We start from the raw sequence: 14447 nt of genomic DNA on the forward strand, positions 1-14447 counted from the left end.
CATCAGCCAGCCACCGACCCTGAGGACCGCGAGCGCCGTGTTCGATACTCTCTCCGATCGCCTCTCAGCGACTTTCAAGAACCTGCGCGGCAAGGGACGGCTCTCCGAGGCGGACATCGACGCCACCGCGCGCGAGATCCGGATCGCGCTGCTCGAGGCGGATGTGGCGCTGCCTGTCGTCCGGACGTTCATCAAGAACGTCAAGGAGCGTGCCCTCGGTGCCGATGTCTCCCGGGCGCTGAACCCGGCCCAGCAGGTCCTGAAGATCGTGAACGAGGAGCTCGTCACGATCCTCGGCGGCGAGACCCGTCGTCTCCGCTTCGCCAAGCAGCCGCCCACCGTGATCATGCTGGCGGGTCTCCAGGGTGCCGGTAAGACGACCCTCGCGGGCAAGCTCGGCCACTGGCTGAAGGAGCAGGGCCACTCGCCGCTGCTCGTCGCCGCCGACCTCCAGCGTCCGAACGCCGTGAACCAGCTCAGCGTCGTCGCCGAGCGCGCCGGTGTCGCGGTCTTCGCGCCGGAGCCCGGCAACGGCGTCGGTGACCCGGTGAAGGTCGCCAAGGACTCCATCGACTTCGCGAAGTCCAGGGTCCACGACATCGTGATCGTCGACACCGCCGGCCGCCTGGGCATCGACCAGGAGATGATGCAGCAGGCCGCGGACATCCGGGACGCGGTCTCGCCGGACGAGATCCTCTTCGTCGTCGACGCGATGATCGGCCAGGACGCGGTCAACACCGCCGAGGCCTTCCGCGACGGCGTCGGCTTCGACGGCGTGGTGCTCTCCAAGCTCGACGGTGACGCCCGCGGTGGTGCCGCGCTGTCGATCCGCCAGGTCACCGGCAAGCCGATCATGTTCGCGTCGAACGGCGAGAAGCTCGACGACTTCGACGCCTTCCACCCTGACCGGATGGCCTCCCGCATCCTCGACATGGGTGACCTGCTCACCCTGATCGAGCAGGCGGAGAAGACGTTCAGCCAGGAAGAGGCCGAGAAGATGGCCTCCAAGCTGGCGTCCAAGAAGGGCCAGGACTTCACCCTGGACGACTTCCTGGCCCAGATGGAGCAGGTCAGGAAGATGGGCAGCATCTCCAAGCTGCTCGGCATGCTGCCCGGCATGGGCCAGATGAAGGACCAGATCAACAACCTCGACGAGCGTGACGTCGACCGCACGGCCGCGATCATCAAGTCGATGACGCCGGGCGAGCGCCAGGAGCCGACGATCATCAACGGCTCGCGGCGGGCCCGTATCGCCAAGGGTTCCGGTGTCGAGGTCAGCGCGGTGAAGAACCTCGTCGAGCGGTTCTTCGAGGCCCGCAAGATGATGTCCCGCATGGCCCAGGGCGGCGGCATGCCCGGTATGCCGGGAGCCCCGGGCATGGGCGGCGGCCCCGGCCGGTCGAAGAAGCAGCCCAAGAAGGCCAAGGGCAAGCAGCGCTCCGGCAACCCGATGAAGCGCAAGCAGCAGGAGCAGGAGGAGGCCGAGCGCCGCGCCGCCGCCGCTCAGGGCGGCAACGCGTTCGGTGTGCCGCAGCAGGGCGCGCAGGACTTCGAGCTGCCGGACGAGTTCAAGAAGTTCATGGGCTGACGACTCTCCCGTACGAGAATCTCGTCGCGTACGTCGCTGAGGGCACCTCTCTTCGTGGAGGTGCCCTCAGCGCGTGCCATGGCTCGACATCTGCCTTAACGTCCAGATATGAGCAATGCCGCGCCACCACGCAAGGCACCTGACCAGCCGTGGCGCACCGAGGGCACACCGGACGAGCCGACCGGACGGTCCGGTGGCCGACGCATACGCCCGCGCTGGTGGGGCCTGCTCCTGACCGCGGCGATCGTGTTCCTGCTGGCCTACGTGGGGCTGACGTACCTCGGCGCGGGCGACGAGCCGACGATCTCGTACACCGAGTTCAGCAAGCAGGTCGACGACGGCAACGTCTCGAAGATCTACTCCAAGGGCGACGCGATCCAGGGCCAGCTCAAGAACGCCCGGGACAACCCCGAGGGCAGCGGCGACTACACGAAGTTCAGGACACAGCGCCCGGCCTTCGCGGACGACGACCTCTGGCGGAACCTGAGCAGTCACGACGTCACCGTGACCGCGCGGCCCGTCGTGCAGCAGCGCAGCCTCCTGTCCAACGCGCTGATCTCCCTGGTGCCGATCGTGATCCTCGTCGTGGCGTGGATCTTCATCTCGCGGAGGATGGCCGGGGGCGGTGCGGGGCGCATGCTCGGCCGCAGGGCGCCGCCCAAGCCGGTCGAGCTCCGACCGGGGACCCAGCGCACGACGTTCGCCGACGTGGCCGGCATCGACGAGGTCAAGGGCGAGCTGGACGATGTCGTCGACTTCCTGGAGCACCCCGACGCCTACCGCAGGATGGGCGCGAAGATGCCGCGCGGCGTGCTGCTCGCGGGGTCCCCCGGCACCGGCAAGACCCTGCTGGCGCGGGCGGTGGCGGGCGAGGCGGGGGTGCCCTTCTTCTCCGCGTCCGCGTCCGAGTTCATCGAGATGATCGTCGGAGTCGGCGCGTCCCGGGTCCGGGAACTGTTCGCCGAGGCCCGCAAGGTGGCGCCGTCGATCATCTTCATCGACGAGATCGACACCATCGGACGGGTACGCGGCGGCGGCGCGTCGGTGAGCGGTCACGACGAGCGGGAGCAGACGCTGAACCAGATCCTCACGGAGATGGACGGCTTCTCCGGCTCGGAGGGCGTGGTCGTCATAGCGGCGACGAACCGCGCCGACATCCTGGACCCGGCGCTCACCCGGCCCGGCCGCTTCGACCGGGTGGTCAACGTCTCCCCGCCGGACCGCGGCGGACGCGAGGCGATCCTGCGGATCCACACCCGCGGCATCCCGCTCGCCGAGGACGTGGATCTGACCCGGCTGGCCCGTACGACCCCGGGCATGACGGGTGCGGATCTGGCCAACCTCGCCAACGAGGCGGCTCTGCTCGCGGTCAAGCGCAAGCAGGAGCAGGTGACCGCCTCGGACCTGTCCGAGGCCCTGGAGAAGGTGCAATTGGGCGCCGAGCGCACCCTTGTGATGCCCGAGGAGGACCGCCGGCGCACGGCCTATCACGAGAGCGGACACGCACTCCTCGGCATGCTTCAGCCCGGCGCCGACCCCGTCCGCAAGATCACCATCGTGCCGCGCGGCCGGGCGCTCGGGGTGACGATGTCGACGCCCGAGGTGGAGCGGTACGCGCACTCCGAGGAGTACCTGCGCGGCCGCATTATCGGCGCACTGGGCGGCATGGTGGCGGAAGAGGTGGTCTACGGCGTCGTCACCACGGGCGCGGAGAACGACCTCGAACAGGTCACCAACATCGCGCGCGCGATGGTGGCCCGCTGGGGCATGAGCGAGCGCGTCGGCCGGCTCTCCGCCCTGCCGAGCGACGCCCAGCAGGCGTACGGGCTCGCCGCCGCCCCGCACACCCTCGACGTGATCGACGACGAGATGCGCCGGATCGTCGACGAGTGCTACGCCGAGGCGCGCCGCAAACTCGTCGACCACCGCGGCCAGTTGGACGCCCTCGCCCAGGCCCTGCTGGCGGACGAGACGCTGGAGGAGGCGGACGCGTACCGGATCGCGGGGATCCCGCGACTGGCGAAGGAAACGGACGCCTAGGGCGTACGGGCGATCAGATAGCGGAACACGTTCGGCATCCACACCGTGCCGTCCGGCCGCAGATACGGATGCAGGGCCTCCGTCAGCTCCTTGTCCACCTGCGCCTGGTCGGTCGCGGTGATCGCCGCGTCGAAGAGCCCCGTGGACAGCAGTCCGCGCAGCGCGCTGTCCATGTCGGCGTACCCGAAGGGACACGCCACCCGGCCCGAACCGTCGGGCTTGAGGCCCGCACGCTGGGCGACCTCCTCCAGGTCGTCGCGAAGGGCGGGGCGCCAACTGCCCGTGCTGCGCAGCGGATCCGCCAGCTTGGCGGCCACCCGCAGTACGGACGACGTGGTGCAGCGTTCCGGCGGACCCCAGCCGGCCAGCACCACGGGCGCCCCCCGCTCGGCGAGCGGTGTCGCTGCCTCGAGCAGCTCGCCGAGCCCCTCCGAGTCGCCCGCAAGGCACCCGATGGGCTCGAAAGCGGTCACCAGGGTGTACGCGGGCGTCTCCGCGTCGGCCGCGTCCTTCGGTGCGCCGTCGACGAGCCGGGTGCCCGCACGCGCGCGTGCGCCCGGCGCCTCGGGCAGCAGCCGCTCCCGCGCAAGGGCGAGCCGCTGCGGGGACGAGGGTTCGACACCGGTGACGGCGGCGCCTCTGGAGGCCGCCAGCAGCAGGGCCAGACCGGATCCGCAGCCGAGGCCGAGGAGCCGGGTGCCGGTGCCCACGTCCAGTCGCCGGTAGGCGGCTTCGTAGAGCGGTACCAGCATCCGCTCCTGGATCTCGGACCAGTCACGCGCGCGTGCACACAGATCCACGCGGGACCCGAGTCCCCCTGGAGACAGGTGCTGCCGCACGAGCGTAGGTGTCATCGAATGCGCCCCAATCCGCCGAGAGTTGCCACTGTGCCCGATTCCGTAGCCCCCGTGACGCGCGCTCGCTCTCCCCCCGTATGCCAGGAAACTCCGCACTCGACCGCTCGTCCAGTGGGTTGCCGGGCCTGTCTTGCGGGTTGGCCGGGCGGGCGAAAAGATTTCACGTCCCAGCAACATGGGCCCGTACCATCGCGCCATGGCAAAGGCACCCGTTCTCACACCGCGGGCGGACGACTTCCCCCGCTGGTACCAGGATCTGATCACCAAGGCCGAGCTGGCCGACAACGGCCCGGTGCGCGGCACCATGGTGATCCGACCGTACGGGTACGGACTGTGGGAGCGCATGCAGGCCGAGATGGACGCCCGCATCCAGGAGACGGGCACCCAGAACGCGTACTTCCCCCTGCTGATCCCGCAGTCGTACTTCGCCAAGGAGGCCGAGCACGTCGAGGGCTTCGCGCCCGAGCTCGCCGTGGTCACCCACGCCGGCGGCAAGGACCTCGAAGAGCCGGCCGTGGTCCGCCCCACCTCCGAGATGATCATCAACGACTACTTCTCGAAGTGGGTGCAGAGCTACCGCGACCTGCCCCTGCTGATCAACCAGTGGGCGAACGTGGTCCGTTGGGAGCTGCGGCCCCGGCTCTTCCTCCGCACGACCGAGTTCCTGTGGCAGGAGGGCCACACCGCGCACGCCACGTACGAGGACGCCCGCGACTTCGCCGCGCACATCCACCGGAAGGTCTACGAGGACTTCATGGTGAACGTCCTCGCCATCGACTCCGTCCCCGGCCGCAAGACGCTCAAGGAGCGCTTCGCGGGCGCCGTCAACACCCTCACCCTCGAAGCGATGATGGGCGACGGCAAGGCCCTCCAGATGGCCACCAGCCATGAGCTGGGCCAGAACTTCGCCAAGGCGTTCCAGACGCAGTACCTGTCCAAGGACGGCAAGCAGGAGCTCGTCTGGCAGACGTCCTGGGGGTCCACGACCCGCATGATCGGCGCCCTGGTGATGACTCACGGAGATGACAACGGACTGCGGGTCCCGCCGCGCCTGGCCCGGATCCAGGCCGTCGTCCTCGCGATCAAGGGCGATGACGCGGTTCTGGCCAAGGTCCGCGAAATCGGCGACCAGCTGAAGGCGGCGGGCATCCGCGTCCACGTCGACGACCGCACGGACACCCCCTTCGGGCGCCGCGCCGTCGACTGGGAGCTCAAGGGCGTGCCCGTACGGATCGAGGTCGGCCCCCGTGACCTGGAGAACGGCACCGCGATGCTGGTCCGCCGCATCCCCGGTGGCAAGGAGCCGGTGGCGATCGAGTCGGTCGTAGGGATTCTCCCCACGATCCTCGAAGAGGATCAGGCGCTGCTGCTGACCCAGTCCCGCGAGCGCCGTGAGTCCCGTACGGCCGATGTGTCGACCGTCGAGGAGGCCGTCGAAGCGACGGCCGCCGGCGGCTGGGCGCGCATCCCCTGGGCGACGCTCGGCGAAGAAGGCGAGGCCAGGCTGGGTGAGCACGCGGTGACCGTACGGTGTCTGGTCGCCGAGGACGGGTCGGTGCCGCACGCCGATGACGCACCCGGTAACGTCGCGATCGTCGCACGCGCTTACTGAGGCATGGGTCCAGGCGACCGAAACGCCCCTTGCGCATCGCGCGAACTCACGTGCCCCGGCGCGCGGACATCGTCTACGCGCCGGGTCGTACGTCAGCCTACGTACCGGCTTGTGGTGAGCTGCGAGGCTTCTCCGCAGATCAGCGCACCCGCCCTCGTCCGGACGCATCAGCGGCAACTGACGGGTACGTGCAAATTATTTGGGATGCCCCGGAATAGGAACACAGCGGCACCCTGGCTCGTTGTCATTACGTGAGCACGACACAGACACCACCTGTTCTCGCCGCAGAACTGGCGCAGGCGTGGGCCGACATTCAGCGGTACCACCCCGAGCTGCCGGATCTTGCCGCGCCCGAGTCACTGATCGGGGAGTCGTCGTCCGCCTGCGGGCACGAGCTCTCCTTCGAGCGACTGCTCCATGAGGCAGTCCACGGCATCGCCGCCGCCCGCGGAATTCGCGACACCTCGCGCGCCGGCCGCTACCACAACCGCAGATTCCTCGCGATCGCCGAGGAGATGGGCCTGGACCACCCGGAGGAACCGCACCCGAGCAGCGGCTTCTCCCTGGTCGCGCTCAACCCCGAGGCCAAGCGGCGCTACCGCCCGACGATCGAGCGCCTCCAGCGCGCCCTGAAGGCCCATACGGCAGCGACGTCCGCGGACACGTCCAGCACCTTCCGCGGCCCGGCGGCCCGCCACGGCTCCTCGGGCGGCGGCGTCAGGGTCAAGGCGGTATGCGACTGCGGTCGCAACGTCCGGGTCGTCCCGTCGGTACTGGCCCAGGCACCGATCGTGTGCGGCGGCTGCGGAAAGCCGTTCCGGATCCCGGAGGTGGTGGGCGCGGTAGCGAGCTGAGACGACGGCTGCTCGTGGCAGCCGTACCCAGTTCGCCGCCCCGCCGTGCCGCGCCGTGCACCCGACGTAGGCGACCGACGCCGGGTGCCGGTCCGGCCTGCCCGGGCACATGCACCGTCGGTCCGAAGCGGCCCGCAGGGTATGGCACAATGGCTAGCTGTACTCGACAGCCGCACAGGACCCCTCTCTCCTCCGGCTGACGCGTCCATCGGGCACTCGGGTACCGCAACCCCACGCGGCCATCTCGCCGTGCCCAACCACGTCAAATCCAGGAGAACCCACTCCCGTGGCAGTCAAGATCAAGCTGAAGCGTCTGGGCAAGATCCGTTCGCCTCACTACCGCATCGTCGTCGCCGACTCCCGCACCCGTCGTGACGGTCGTGCGATCGAGGAGATCGGTCTGTACCACCCGGTGCAGAACCCGTCGCGCATGGAGGTCGACGCCGAGCGCGTGGCCTACTGGCTCGGCGTCGGCGCCCAGCCGACCGAGCCCGTGCTCGCCATCCTGAAGAAGACCGGCGACTGGCAGAAGTTCAAGGGCGAGCCCGCCCCGGCGCCGCTGCTCCAGCCGGCCGAGAAGGCGGCGCGTCCGTCCTTCGAGGCTCTCGGCGGCGACGACGAGGGCAAGGGTGAGGCGATCACCCAGAAGAAGAAGGCTGAGAAGAAGGACGAGGCTCCCGCCGCGTCCGAGTCGACCGAGGCCTGAGCATGCTCGAGGAGGCTCTCGAGCACCTCGTGAAGGGCATCGTCGACAACCCTGACGATGTGCAGGTCGCTTCGCGCAACCTGCGCCGCGGACGCGTGCTCGAGGTCCGGGTCCACCCCGACGACCTCGGCAAGGTCATCGGCCGCAACGGCCGTACCGCACGCGCTCTGCGCACCGTCGTGGGCGCCATCGGCGGCCGCGGTGTCCGCGTCGACCTGGTCGACGTGGACCACGTCCGCTGACGCCAAACAGCAACACCGGCTCGGGCCGGGGAGGGCCACTGGGCCGTCCCCGGCCCGTAGTCGTATGAGTCCGTCGCAGACTCGCAGTTCCGACAGGAGATCAAGCACAGTGCAGCTCGTAGTCGCACGGATCGGCCGTGCCCACGGCATCAAGGGCGAGGTCACCGTGGAGGTACGCACCGACGAACCGGAACTCCGGCTCGCCCCCGGCGCCGTCCTGGCCACCGAACCGGCCTCCACCGGCCCGCTCACCATCGAGACGGGCCGGGTGCACAGCGGCCGCCTCCTGCTGCGCTTCGAGGGCGTACGCGACCGGAGCGGCGCCGAGGCCCTGCGCAACACCCTCCTGATCTCCGAGATCGACCCGGAGGAACTGCCCGAAGGCGAGGACGAGTACTACGACCACCAGCTGATGGACCTGGACGTGGTCACCGAGGACGGCACCGAGGTCGGCCGGATCACCGAGATCTCCCATCTGCCCTCGCAGGACCTGTTCATCGTGGAGCGCCCCGACGGCAGCGAGGTGCTGATCCCCTTCGTCGAGGAGATCGTCACCGAGATCGATCTGGAGGAGCAGCGCGCGGTCATCGCCCCGCCGCCCGGTCTGATCGACGATCAGGCGGAGATCGTCTCGTCCCGGGACGACGCCTGATGCGGCTCGACGTCGTCACGATCTTCCCCGAGTACCTGGAGCCCCTGAACGTCTCCCTCGTCGGCAAGGCACGCGCGCGTGGACAGCTGAATGTGCACGTGCACGATCTGCGGACCTGGACGTACGACCGCCACAACACGGTCGACGACACCCCGTACGGCGGCGGCCCCGGCATGGTGATGAAGACCGAGCCCTGGGGCGACGCCCTGGACTCCGCCCTGGCCGACGGCTACGAGACGGGCTCCCACGCCCCCGCGCTCCTCGTTCCGACGCCCAGCGGCCGCCCCTTCACCCAGGAACTCGCCGTCGAACTCTCCGAGCGCCCCTGGCTGATCTTCACGCCGGCCCGCTACGAAGGCATCGACCGCCGCGTCATCGACGAGTACGCGACCAGGATGCCCGTCTACGAGGTGTCCATCGGCGACTACGTCCTCGCGGGCGGCGAGGCGGCCGTGCTCGTCATCACGGAAGCCGTGGCACGCCTGCTGCCCGGCGTCCTGGGGAACGCCGAGTCCCACCGGGACGACTCCTTCGCGCCCGGCGCCATGGCCAACCTCCTGGAGGGGCCCGTCTACACCAAGCCGCCCCAGTGGCGCGGCCGGGAGATCCCGGAGGTGCTGCTCAGCGGGCACCACGGAAAGATCGCCCGCTGGCGCCGGGACGAGGCGCTGAAGCGTACGACGGCCCACCGGCCCGACCTCATCGAGCGCTGTGACCCCAAGGCCTTCGACAAGAAGGACCGCGAGATGCTCTCCATCCTGGGCTGGATGCCCGATCCGGAGGGGGAGCCGTACGGCCGATTTTGGCGCAGGCCGGAGGCCGTGGAAGAATAGGCCGCTGCTGTGCGCCGTCCGGCGTGCGCCCCTGCCACAGGGGGACACGACGCCCGCCCCGACGAGCACGGCTCTCATTCAGAACACCTAGTTTCCGTTGATGACCTGTGGCATCAGCGAGGAAAGCAGACGAAATGTCTCACCTGCTCGACACCGTCGACTCCGCGTCGCTGCGCACCGACATCCCGGCCTTCCGCCCGGGTGACACCGTGAACGTCCACGTCCGCGTCATCGAGGGCAACCGCTCCCGTGTGCAGCAGTTCAAGGGCGTCGTCATCCGCCGCCAGGGCGCCGGTGTCCGCGAGACCTTCACGGTCCGCAAGGTCTCCTTCTCCGTCGGCGTCGAGCGCACCTTCCCGGTGCACACCCCGATCGTCGAGAAGATCGAGCTCGTCACCAAGGGCGACGTGCGCCGCGCCAAGCTGTACTACCTGCGCGACCTGCGCGGCAAGGCCGCGAAGATCAAGGAGAAGCGCGAGAACTGAGCGCTTCTCGGGGGTCACAGCGGGGCCGGATAGCATCTGGCCCCGATGGACACCGAAGCACAGCAGACGGAGCGCGACCGCTCCTCCCACCCTTTCGAATCCGAGAGCTCGGACGCTGCCGAGGACAACTCGGACGGTTCCGAGGAGATCTCGGACACAGAAGGGCAGGAGGGACGGTCGCGTTTCGCGTTGGTGTCGTGGATCGCCGACTGGCTCCCGGGCGGTCGGATCAGCCTGACCTTGCTCGTCTGCCTGCTGTTTCTGCTCCTGCTCAACGCGTTCGTGGTGCGGCCGTTCCAGATTCCCAGCGGATCCATGGAGAGCGGATTGAGGATCGGGGACCGCGTTCTCGTAAATAAGTTGGCGTACCGTTTCGGTGCTCAGCCGCGCCGCGGTGATGTGATCGTGTTCGACGGAACCGGGTATTTCGGGGACGCGGACTACATCAAACGCGTTGTGGGTGTGGGGGGAGACCACGTGGTCTGCTGTGACAAGAAGGGGAGGATCGTGGTGAACGGCCGGTCGGTCGATGAGTCGTCGTTCCTGTACCCCGGCGACAGCCCGTCCACGGTGTCCTTCGACGTCGCCGTTCCGGAGGGCACCCTGTTCGTCCTCGGCGACCACCGCAGCAACTCCAGCGACTCCCGCGACCACCTCGGCTCACCGGGCGGCGGCATGATCCCCGTGGACGACGTCGTGGGCCGGGCCGACTGGATCGTCTGGCCCGCCGGACACGCCATCCGACTGCACCGCCCCGACGCCTACGCGCGTGTGCCCGCCGCGGAGGGCGCCCATGGGTAACCGCGGCAGGCCGCGCGGTGTCTCCGGACACGCGGCCGACAACCTGCTGCCCACCGGCTCCCGGCGCGCCGCCAGTGCGGGCAGCGGCCGGACCCGCGCCGAGCGGCGCAAGCTCCAGCGCAAGGTCAAGCGGCGCCGCAGGCGCTCCGCGGTCAAGGAGATACCCCTCCTCGTCGGAGTCGCGGTCCTCATAGCCCTCGTGCTGAAGACGTTCCTCGTCCAGGCCTTCGTGATCCCGTCCGGCTCGATGGAACAGACGATCCAGATCGGCGACCGCGTCCTGGTCGACAAGTTCACCCCGTGGTTCGGGTCGAAGCCGCAGCGCGGTGACGTCGTCGTCTTCAAGGACCCCGGTGGCTGGCTCCAGGACGAGCAGACCACCACGAAGAAGGAAGACCCGATCGTCGTCAAGCAGGTCAAGGAAGGGCTCACCTTCATCGGCCTGCTGCCGTCCGACAACGAGAAGGACCTCATCAAGCGGGTCGTCGGCGTCGGCGGCGACCGCGTCAAGTGCTGTGACGCGCAAGGGCGGGTGACCGTCAACGGCGTTCCCCTGGAGGAGAGTGACTACCTCTATCCCGGGAACGCCCCGTCCCAGGCCGAGTTCGACATCACCGTCCCGCAGGGACGGCTGTGGGTGATGGGTGACCACCGGAGCAACTCCGCGGACTCCCGCTCGCACCAGGACCAGGACTACGGCGGCACGGTCTCCGAGGACGAGGTGGTGGGCCGGGCCATGGTCATCGCCTGGCCCTTCAACCACTGGAACAGCCTGGACGAACCAAATACATACGCTTCCGTGTCCGACTCGACGTCCGGGTCGACCGCGGCTCCCCAGCTGTCGCATAGGGTTGCACCCGACGATCCGAACGGAACGATCCAACTCCCGACCCCTGCGGAACTCCCGCTCGTTATGGGAGTGGTGGGCCTGCGCCGCGCATGGGGCAGGCGGCGGCACAGAGTAAGGAGTTGGCGTGGGGGATGTGGCGGTTGGCGCACGGTCCGGGCAAGACGGCGAGGACCGCGGGCGCCCCGTGGAAGCAGCTGTCCCGGCCGCGGACAGCGCCGTGACCCCCGGGAGTGACTCCGGGGCGGCCGGCGACGGCATGACAGCGGACGAGCGGAGCGGGTCCGGGACCCAGGGGCCGGGCGACCCGACCCCCACGGCGAAGAAGCCGCGCTCCTTCTGGAAGGAGCTGCCCATCCTGATCGGCATCGCGCTGGTACTGGCGCTGCTGATCAAGACGTTCCTGGTGCAGGCGTTCTCGATCCCCTCGGACTCGATGCAGAACACCCTCCAGCAGGGTGACCGCGTCCTGGTCGACAAGCTCACCCCGTGGTTCGGCTCCGAGCCCGAGCGCGGCGAGGTCGTCGTCTTCCACGACCCCGACAACTGGCTCGCGGGCGAGCCCACGACGAATCCGAACGCCCTGCAGACCTTCCTCAGCTGGATCGGCCTGATGCCGTCCGCGGAGGAGAAGGACCTCATCAAGCGTGTGGTCGGCGTCGGCGGTGACACCGTCGAGTGCAAGGGCACGGGCCCGTTGACGGTCAACGGCAAGGCGCTGAACGAATCGTCGTACGTCTACCCCGGCAACACGCCGTGCAGCGTGGACGACCAGGGCGGCCAGTTCAAGGTGAAGGTCCCCGAGGGCTTCATCTGGGTCATGGGCGACCACCGGCAGAACTCCCGCGACTCCCGCTACAACCAGCAGGACGCCAACCACGGCATGGTCCCGGTGGACAAGGTCGTCGGCCGCGCGATCGTCAAGGCCTGGCCGATCAACCGCTGGGGCACGCTCCCGGTCCCGGACACCTTCGACCAGTCCGGCCTGAACGCCCAGGCAGCGGCCGCGGTCACGTCGCCGGGTGCCGTGGCGCTCGTCGGAGCGGTGCCGCTGGTGCTCGTGCGGCGCCGTCGACAGGTCGCCGAGTTCCGGAAGGTCTCCGAGTAACTCCGGGCTCGATTTATGAACCAAAACTTGGGCTGACCCGGTGCCGTACCCCCGGGTAGGGTGCGGACTCATGGGTGGCGAGAGCACGACACGTACGGCCCCACGCAGCGGTGGGGTGAACAGGAGCCCGGCGGGCGGCCGGATCGGACAGAGGTTGTCCGGACTGGCCGTGGCGCTGGGCCTTGTGCTGTTCCTCGGAGGATTCGCGTGGGGAGCGGTCGTCTACCGGCCGTACACCGTGCCCACCAGCTCGATGTCGCCGACGATCGAGATGGGCGACCGGGTGCTCGCGCAGCGGGTCGACGGCGGTGAGGTACGCCGTGGCGACGTCGTCGTCTTCACGGACAAGACCTGGGTGAGCAACGCGCCCGTGGTCAAGCGGGTCGTCGCTGTCGGCGGGGACACGGTCGCCTGCTGCACGGACGGCAAGCTGACCGTCAACGGCAAGCAGATCGACGAACCGTATCTGCCCGAGGGCAGCGTGGCCGAGACCAACGGCATTCCGACCGTGACCGTCCCCGAGGGGCGGCTGTTCCTGCTCGGCGACGAGCGGGAGGGCTCCCTGGACTCCACCGCGCACCTGACGGACGCCGCCGGCGGCACCGTGGCGCGCAGCGCCGTCAGCGCCCGGGTGGACGCCGTCGTCTGGCCCATGGACGGCATGCTGAAGCGCCCCACCGGCTTCCAGACGCTGGGCGCCCTCTCCGAGCCCGGACCGCTGCGGACGATCGTCGCCCTGGTGATCGCCGGCGGCGTCCTCGTCCTCGGTGGCGGCGCGTACGGTCCGATCGCCAAGCGGTTCGGCTCCCACAACCGCACGAGCCCGGAGCTCGCCGGTGTCCGCTGAGGCGACGGACGCCGGCGCGGAACCGTACGAAGGCGGGCTGCGCAAGGTGGCCCGGGTCGTCCTCCTCGACCCGGAGGACCGCATCCTGCTGCTGCACGGCCATGAGCCGGACGATCGGGCCGACGACTGGTGGTTCACGCCCGGTGGCGGTCTGGAGGGTGACGAGACACGCGAGCAGGCCGCCCTCAGGGAACTCGCGGAGGAGACCGGCATCACCGAGGTCGAGCTCGGTCCGGTGCTGTGGCGGCGGAAGTGCTCCTTCCCGTTCGCCGGCCGCCGCTGGGACCAGGACGAGTGGTACTACCTGGCCCGTACGACGCAGACGGCCACCAGGGCCGCGGGCCTCACCGAGCTGGAGCGCCGCAGTGTCGCCGGAGCGCGTTGGTGGACCTGTCAGGAACTGACCCGGACGCATGAGACGGTGTATCCGACCAGACTCGCCGAGCTGCTCCGCAGGCTGCTCGACGAAGGTCCCCCGGCCAGGCCCGAGATCCTTGACACGGAAATCGTCTAGAGGCTCACGGGACTGGCGCACAATGGTGGGATCGCACGGCTGAAGGGGAACATGCCATGAGCGCCGAGGACCTCGAAAAGTACGAGACCGAGATGGAGCTCAAGCTCTACCGGGAGTACCGCGATGTCGTCGGTCTGTTCAAATACGTGATCGAGACCGAGCGGCGTTTCTACCTGACCAACGACTACGAGATGCAGGTGCATTCGGTCCAGGGTGAGGTGTTCTTCGAGGTGTCCATGGCGGATGCCTGGGTGTGGGACATGTACCGGCCGGCCCGGTTCGTGAAGCAGGTCCGCGTGCTCACGTTCAAGGACGTGAACATCGAGGAGCTGAACAAGAGCGATCTGGAGCTGCCGGGCGGGTGAGCGGGGTGAGCGTCCCTCGCGAGGGTGACGGAGTTGTCCACAACCTCTGAGTAGTCCACCAAGATCCACTTGGTGGGGTCGGATGCGTGACGGTTG

General features: G+C 69.1%; 16 protein-coding genes. 15 read left to right on the top strand and 1 reads right to left on the bottom strand.

Annotated features, from left to right (window positions below):
• Nucleotides 1-37 precede the first annotated feature (37 nt).
• Entirely contained in the window at nt 38-1588 is a 1551-nt protein-coding gene (ffh, locus tag ACIHFB_RS30850; protein WP_365286407.1) for a signal recognition particle protein, read from the top strand.
• A gap of 108 nt (nt 1589-1696) precedes the next feature.
• The gene (gene ftsH, locus ACIHFB_RS30855; protein ID WP_400128681.1) at nt 1697-3628 is read left to right on the top strand and encodes an ATP-dependent zinc metalloprotease FtsH; all 1932 of its coding nucleotides are present in this window, start codon (nt 1697-1699) and stop codon (nt 3626-3628) included.
• On the opposite strand, the gene ACIHFB_RS30860 is transcribed toward ftsH, so the two are convergent.
• On the bottom strand, nt 3625-4482 hold the full coding sequence (locus ACIHFB_RS30860) for an SAM-dependent methyltransferase (RefSeq protein ID WP_400128682.1): 858 nt from the start codon (nt 4480-4482) through the stop codon (nt 3625-3627). The two genes, ftsH and ACIHFB_RS30860, sit on opposite strands and share 4 nt — an antisense overlap.
• A 199-nt stretch (nt 4483-4681) precedes the next feature.
• Between ACIHFB_RS30860 and proS the strand changes: the two genes are divergently transcribed.
• The 13 genes from proS (at nt 4682) to ACIHFB_RS30925 (ending at nt 14351) form a co-directional block, all read left to right on the top strand.
• On the top strand, nt 4682-6097 hold the full coding sequence (proS, locus tag ACIHFB_RS30865) for a proline--tRNA ligase (RefSeq protein ID WP_365286401.1): 1416 nt from the start codon (nt 4682-4684) through the stop codon (nt 6095-6097).
• Between the two features lie 251 nt (nt 6098-6348).
• The gene (locus ACIHFB_RS30870; protein ID WP_365286399.1) at nt 6349-6951 is read left to right on the top strand and encodes a hypothetical protein; all 603 of its coding nucleotides are present in this window, start codon (nt 6349-6351) and stop codon (nt 6949-6951) included.
• Between the two features lie 286 nt (nt 6952-7237).
• Nucleotides 7238-7657, top strand: a complete 420-nt coding sequence (gene rpsP / locus ACIHFB_RS30875; protein WP_365286397.1) for a 30S ribosomal protein S16 — start codon at nt 7238-7240, stop codon at nt 7655-7657.
• A 2-nt stretch (nt 7658-7659) separates the two neighbouring features.
• Nucleotides 7660-7899 (top strand): RNA-binding protein, encoded by a 240-nt coding sequence (locus ACIHFB_RS30880; RefSeq protein ID WP_003973401.1) that lies wholly within the window; start codon nt 7660-7662, stop codon nt 7897-7899.
• A 109-nt stretch (nt 7900-8008) separates the two neighbouring features.
• On the top strand, nt 8009-8551 hold the full coding sequence (gene rimM / locus ACIHFB_RS30885) for a ribosome maturation factor RimM (protein ID WP_365286395.1): 543 nt from the start codon (nt 8009-8011) through the stop codon (nt 8549-8551).
• Entirely contained in the window at nt 8551-9384 is an 834-nt protein-coding gene (trmD, locus tag ACIHFB_RS30890) for a tRNA (guanosine(37)-N1)-methyltransferase TrmD (protein ID WP_365286393.1), read from the top strand. The genes rimM and trmD overlap by 1 nt, the downstream gene beginning before the upstream one ends.
• A gap of 134 nt (nt 9385-9518) precedes the next feature.
• Nucleotides 9519-9869: a 50S ribosomal protein L19 gene (rplS, locus tag ACIHFB_RS30895; RefSeq protein ID WP_365286392.1), complete on the top strand. Its 351-nt coding sequence runs from the start codon at nt 9519-9521 to the stop codon at nt 9867-9869.
• Nucleotides 9870-9914: 45 nt separating this feature from the next.
• Complete coding sequence (gene lepB / locus ACIHFB_RS30900) at nt 9915-10670, top strand: signal peptidase I (protein WP_365286390.1); 756 nt, start codon at nt 9915-9917, stop codon at nt 10668-10670.
• Nucleotides 10663-11754, top strand: coding sequence for a signal peptidase I (gene lepB, locus ACIHFB_RS30905; RefSeq protein WP_365286388.1), 1092 nt, complete (start codon nt 10663-10665; stop codon nt 11752-11754). Before lepB (ACIHFB_RS30900) ends, lepB (ACIHFB_RS30905) begins: the two co-directional genes overlap by 8 nt.
• Nucleotides 11645-12625 carry a signal peptidase I gene (lepB, locus tag ACIHFB_RS30910; RefSeq protein WP_400128683.1) on the top strand — a complete coding sequence of 327 codons (981 nt, stop codon included), beginning with the start codon at nt 11645-11647 and terminating at the stop codon, nt 12623-12625. The genes lepB (ACIHFB_RS30905) and lepB (ACIHFB_RS30910) overlap by 110 nt, the downstream gene beginning before the upstream one ends.
• A 70-nt stretch (nt 12626-12695) precedes the next feature.
• Nucleotides 12696-13472, top strand: coding sequence for a signal peptidase I (lepB, locus tag ACIHFB_RS30915; RefSeq protein ID WP_400128684.1), 777 nt, complete (start codon nt 12696-12698; stop codon nt 13470-13472).
• Nucleotides 13462-13986, top strand: coding sequence for an NUDIX hydrolase (locus tag ACIHFB_RS30920; protein ID WP_400128685.1), 525 nt, complete (start codon nt 13462-13464; stop codon nt 13984-13986). The genes lepB (ACIHFB_RS30915) and ACIHFB_RS30920 overlap by 11 nt, the downstream gene beginning before the upstream one ends.
• A gap of 56 nt (nt 13987-14042) precedes the next feature.
• Nucleotides 14043-14351 carry a DUF2469 domain-containing protein gene (locus ACIHFB_RS30925; protein ID WP_003965949.1) on the top strand — a complete coding sequence of 103 codons (309 nt, stop codon included), beginning with the start codon at nt 14043-14045 and terminating at the stop codon, nt 14349-14351.
• Nucleotides 14352-14447: the final 96 nt, after the last annotated feature.

The sequence above is a fragment of the Streptomyces sp. NPDC051963 genome (assembly GCF_044593495.1).
Lineage (GTDB): Bacteria > Actinomycetota > Actinomycetes > Streptomycetales > Streptomycetaceae > Streptomyces.

Coding starts and splice junctions, on each gene's coding strand:
- lepB (WP_400128684.1), top strand. CDS start 12,696: ATGGGTGGCGAGAGCACGACACGTACGGCCCCACGCAGCGGTGGGGTG.
- ACIHFB_RS30925 (WP_003965949.1), top strand. CDS start 14,043: ATGAGCGCCGAGGACCTCGAAAAGTACGAGACCGAGATGGAGCTCAAG.
- proS (WP_365286401.1), top strand. CDS start 4,682: ATGGCAAAGGCACCCGTTCTCACACCGCGGGCGGACGACTTCCCCCGC.
- rplS (WP_365286392.1), top strand. CDS start 9,519: ATGTCTCACCTGCTCGACACCGTCGACTCCGCGTCGCTGCGCACCGAC.
- trmD (WP_365286393.1), top strand. CDS start 8,551: ATGCGGCTCGACGTCGTCACGATCTTCCCCGAGTACCTGGAGCCCCTG.
- ftsH (WP_400128681.1), top strand. CDS start 1,697: ATGAGCAATGCCGCGCCACCACGCAAGGCACCTGACCAGCCGTGGCGC.
- ACIHFB_RS30880 (WP_003973401.1), top strand. CDS start 7,660: ATGCTCGAGGAGGCTCTCGAGCACCTCGTGAAGGGCATCGTCGACAAC.
- lepB (WP_365286388.1), top strand. CDS start 10,663: ATGGGTAACCGCGGCAGGCCGCGCGGTGTCTCCGGACACGCGGCCGAC.
- lepB (WP_365286390.1), top strand. CDS start 9,915: ATGGACACCGAAGCACAGCAGACGGAGCGCGACCGCTCCTCCCACCCT.
- ACIHFB_RS30860 (WP_400128682.1), bottom strand. CDS start 4,482: ATGACACCTACGCTCGTGCGGCAGCACCTGTCTCCAGGGGGACTCGGG.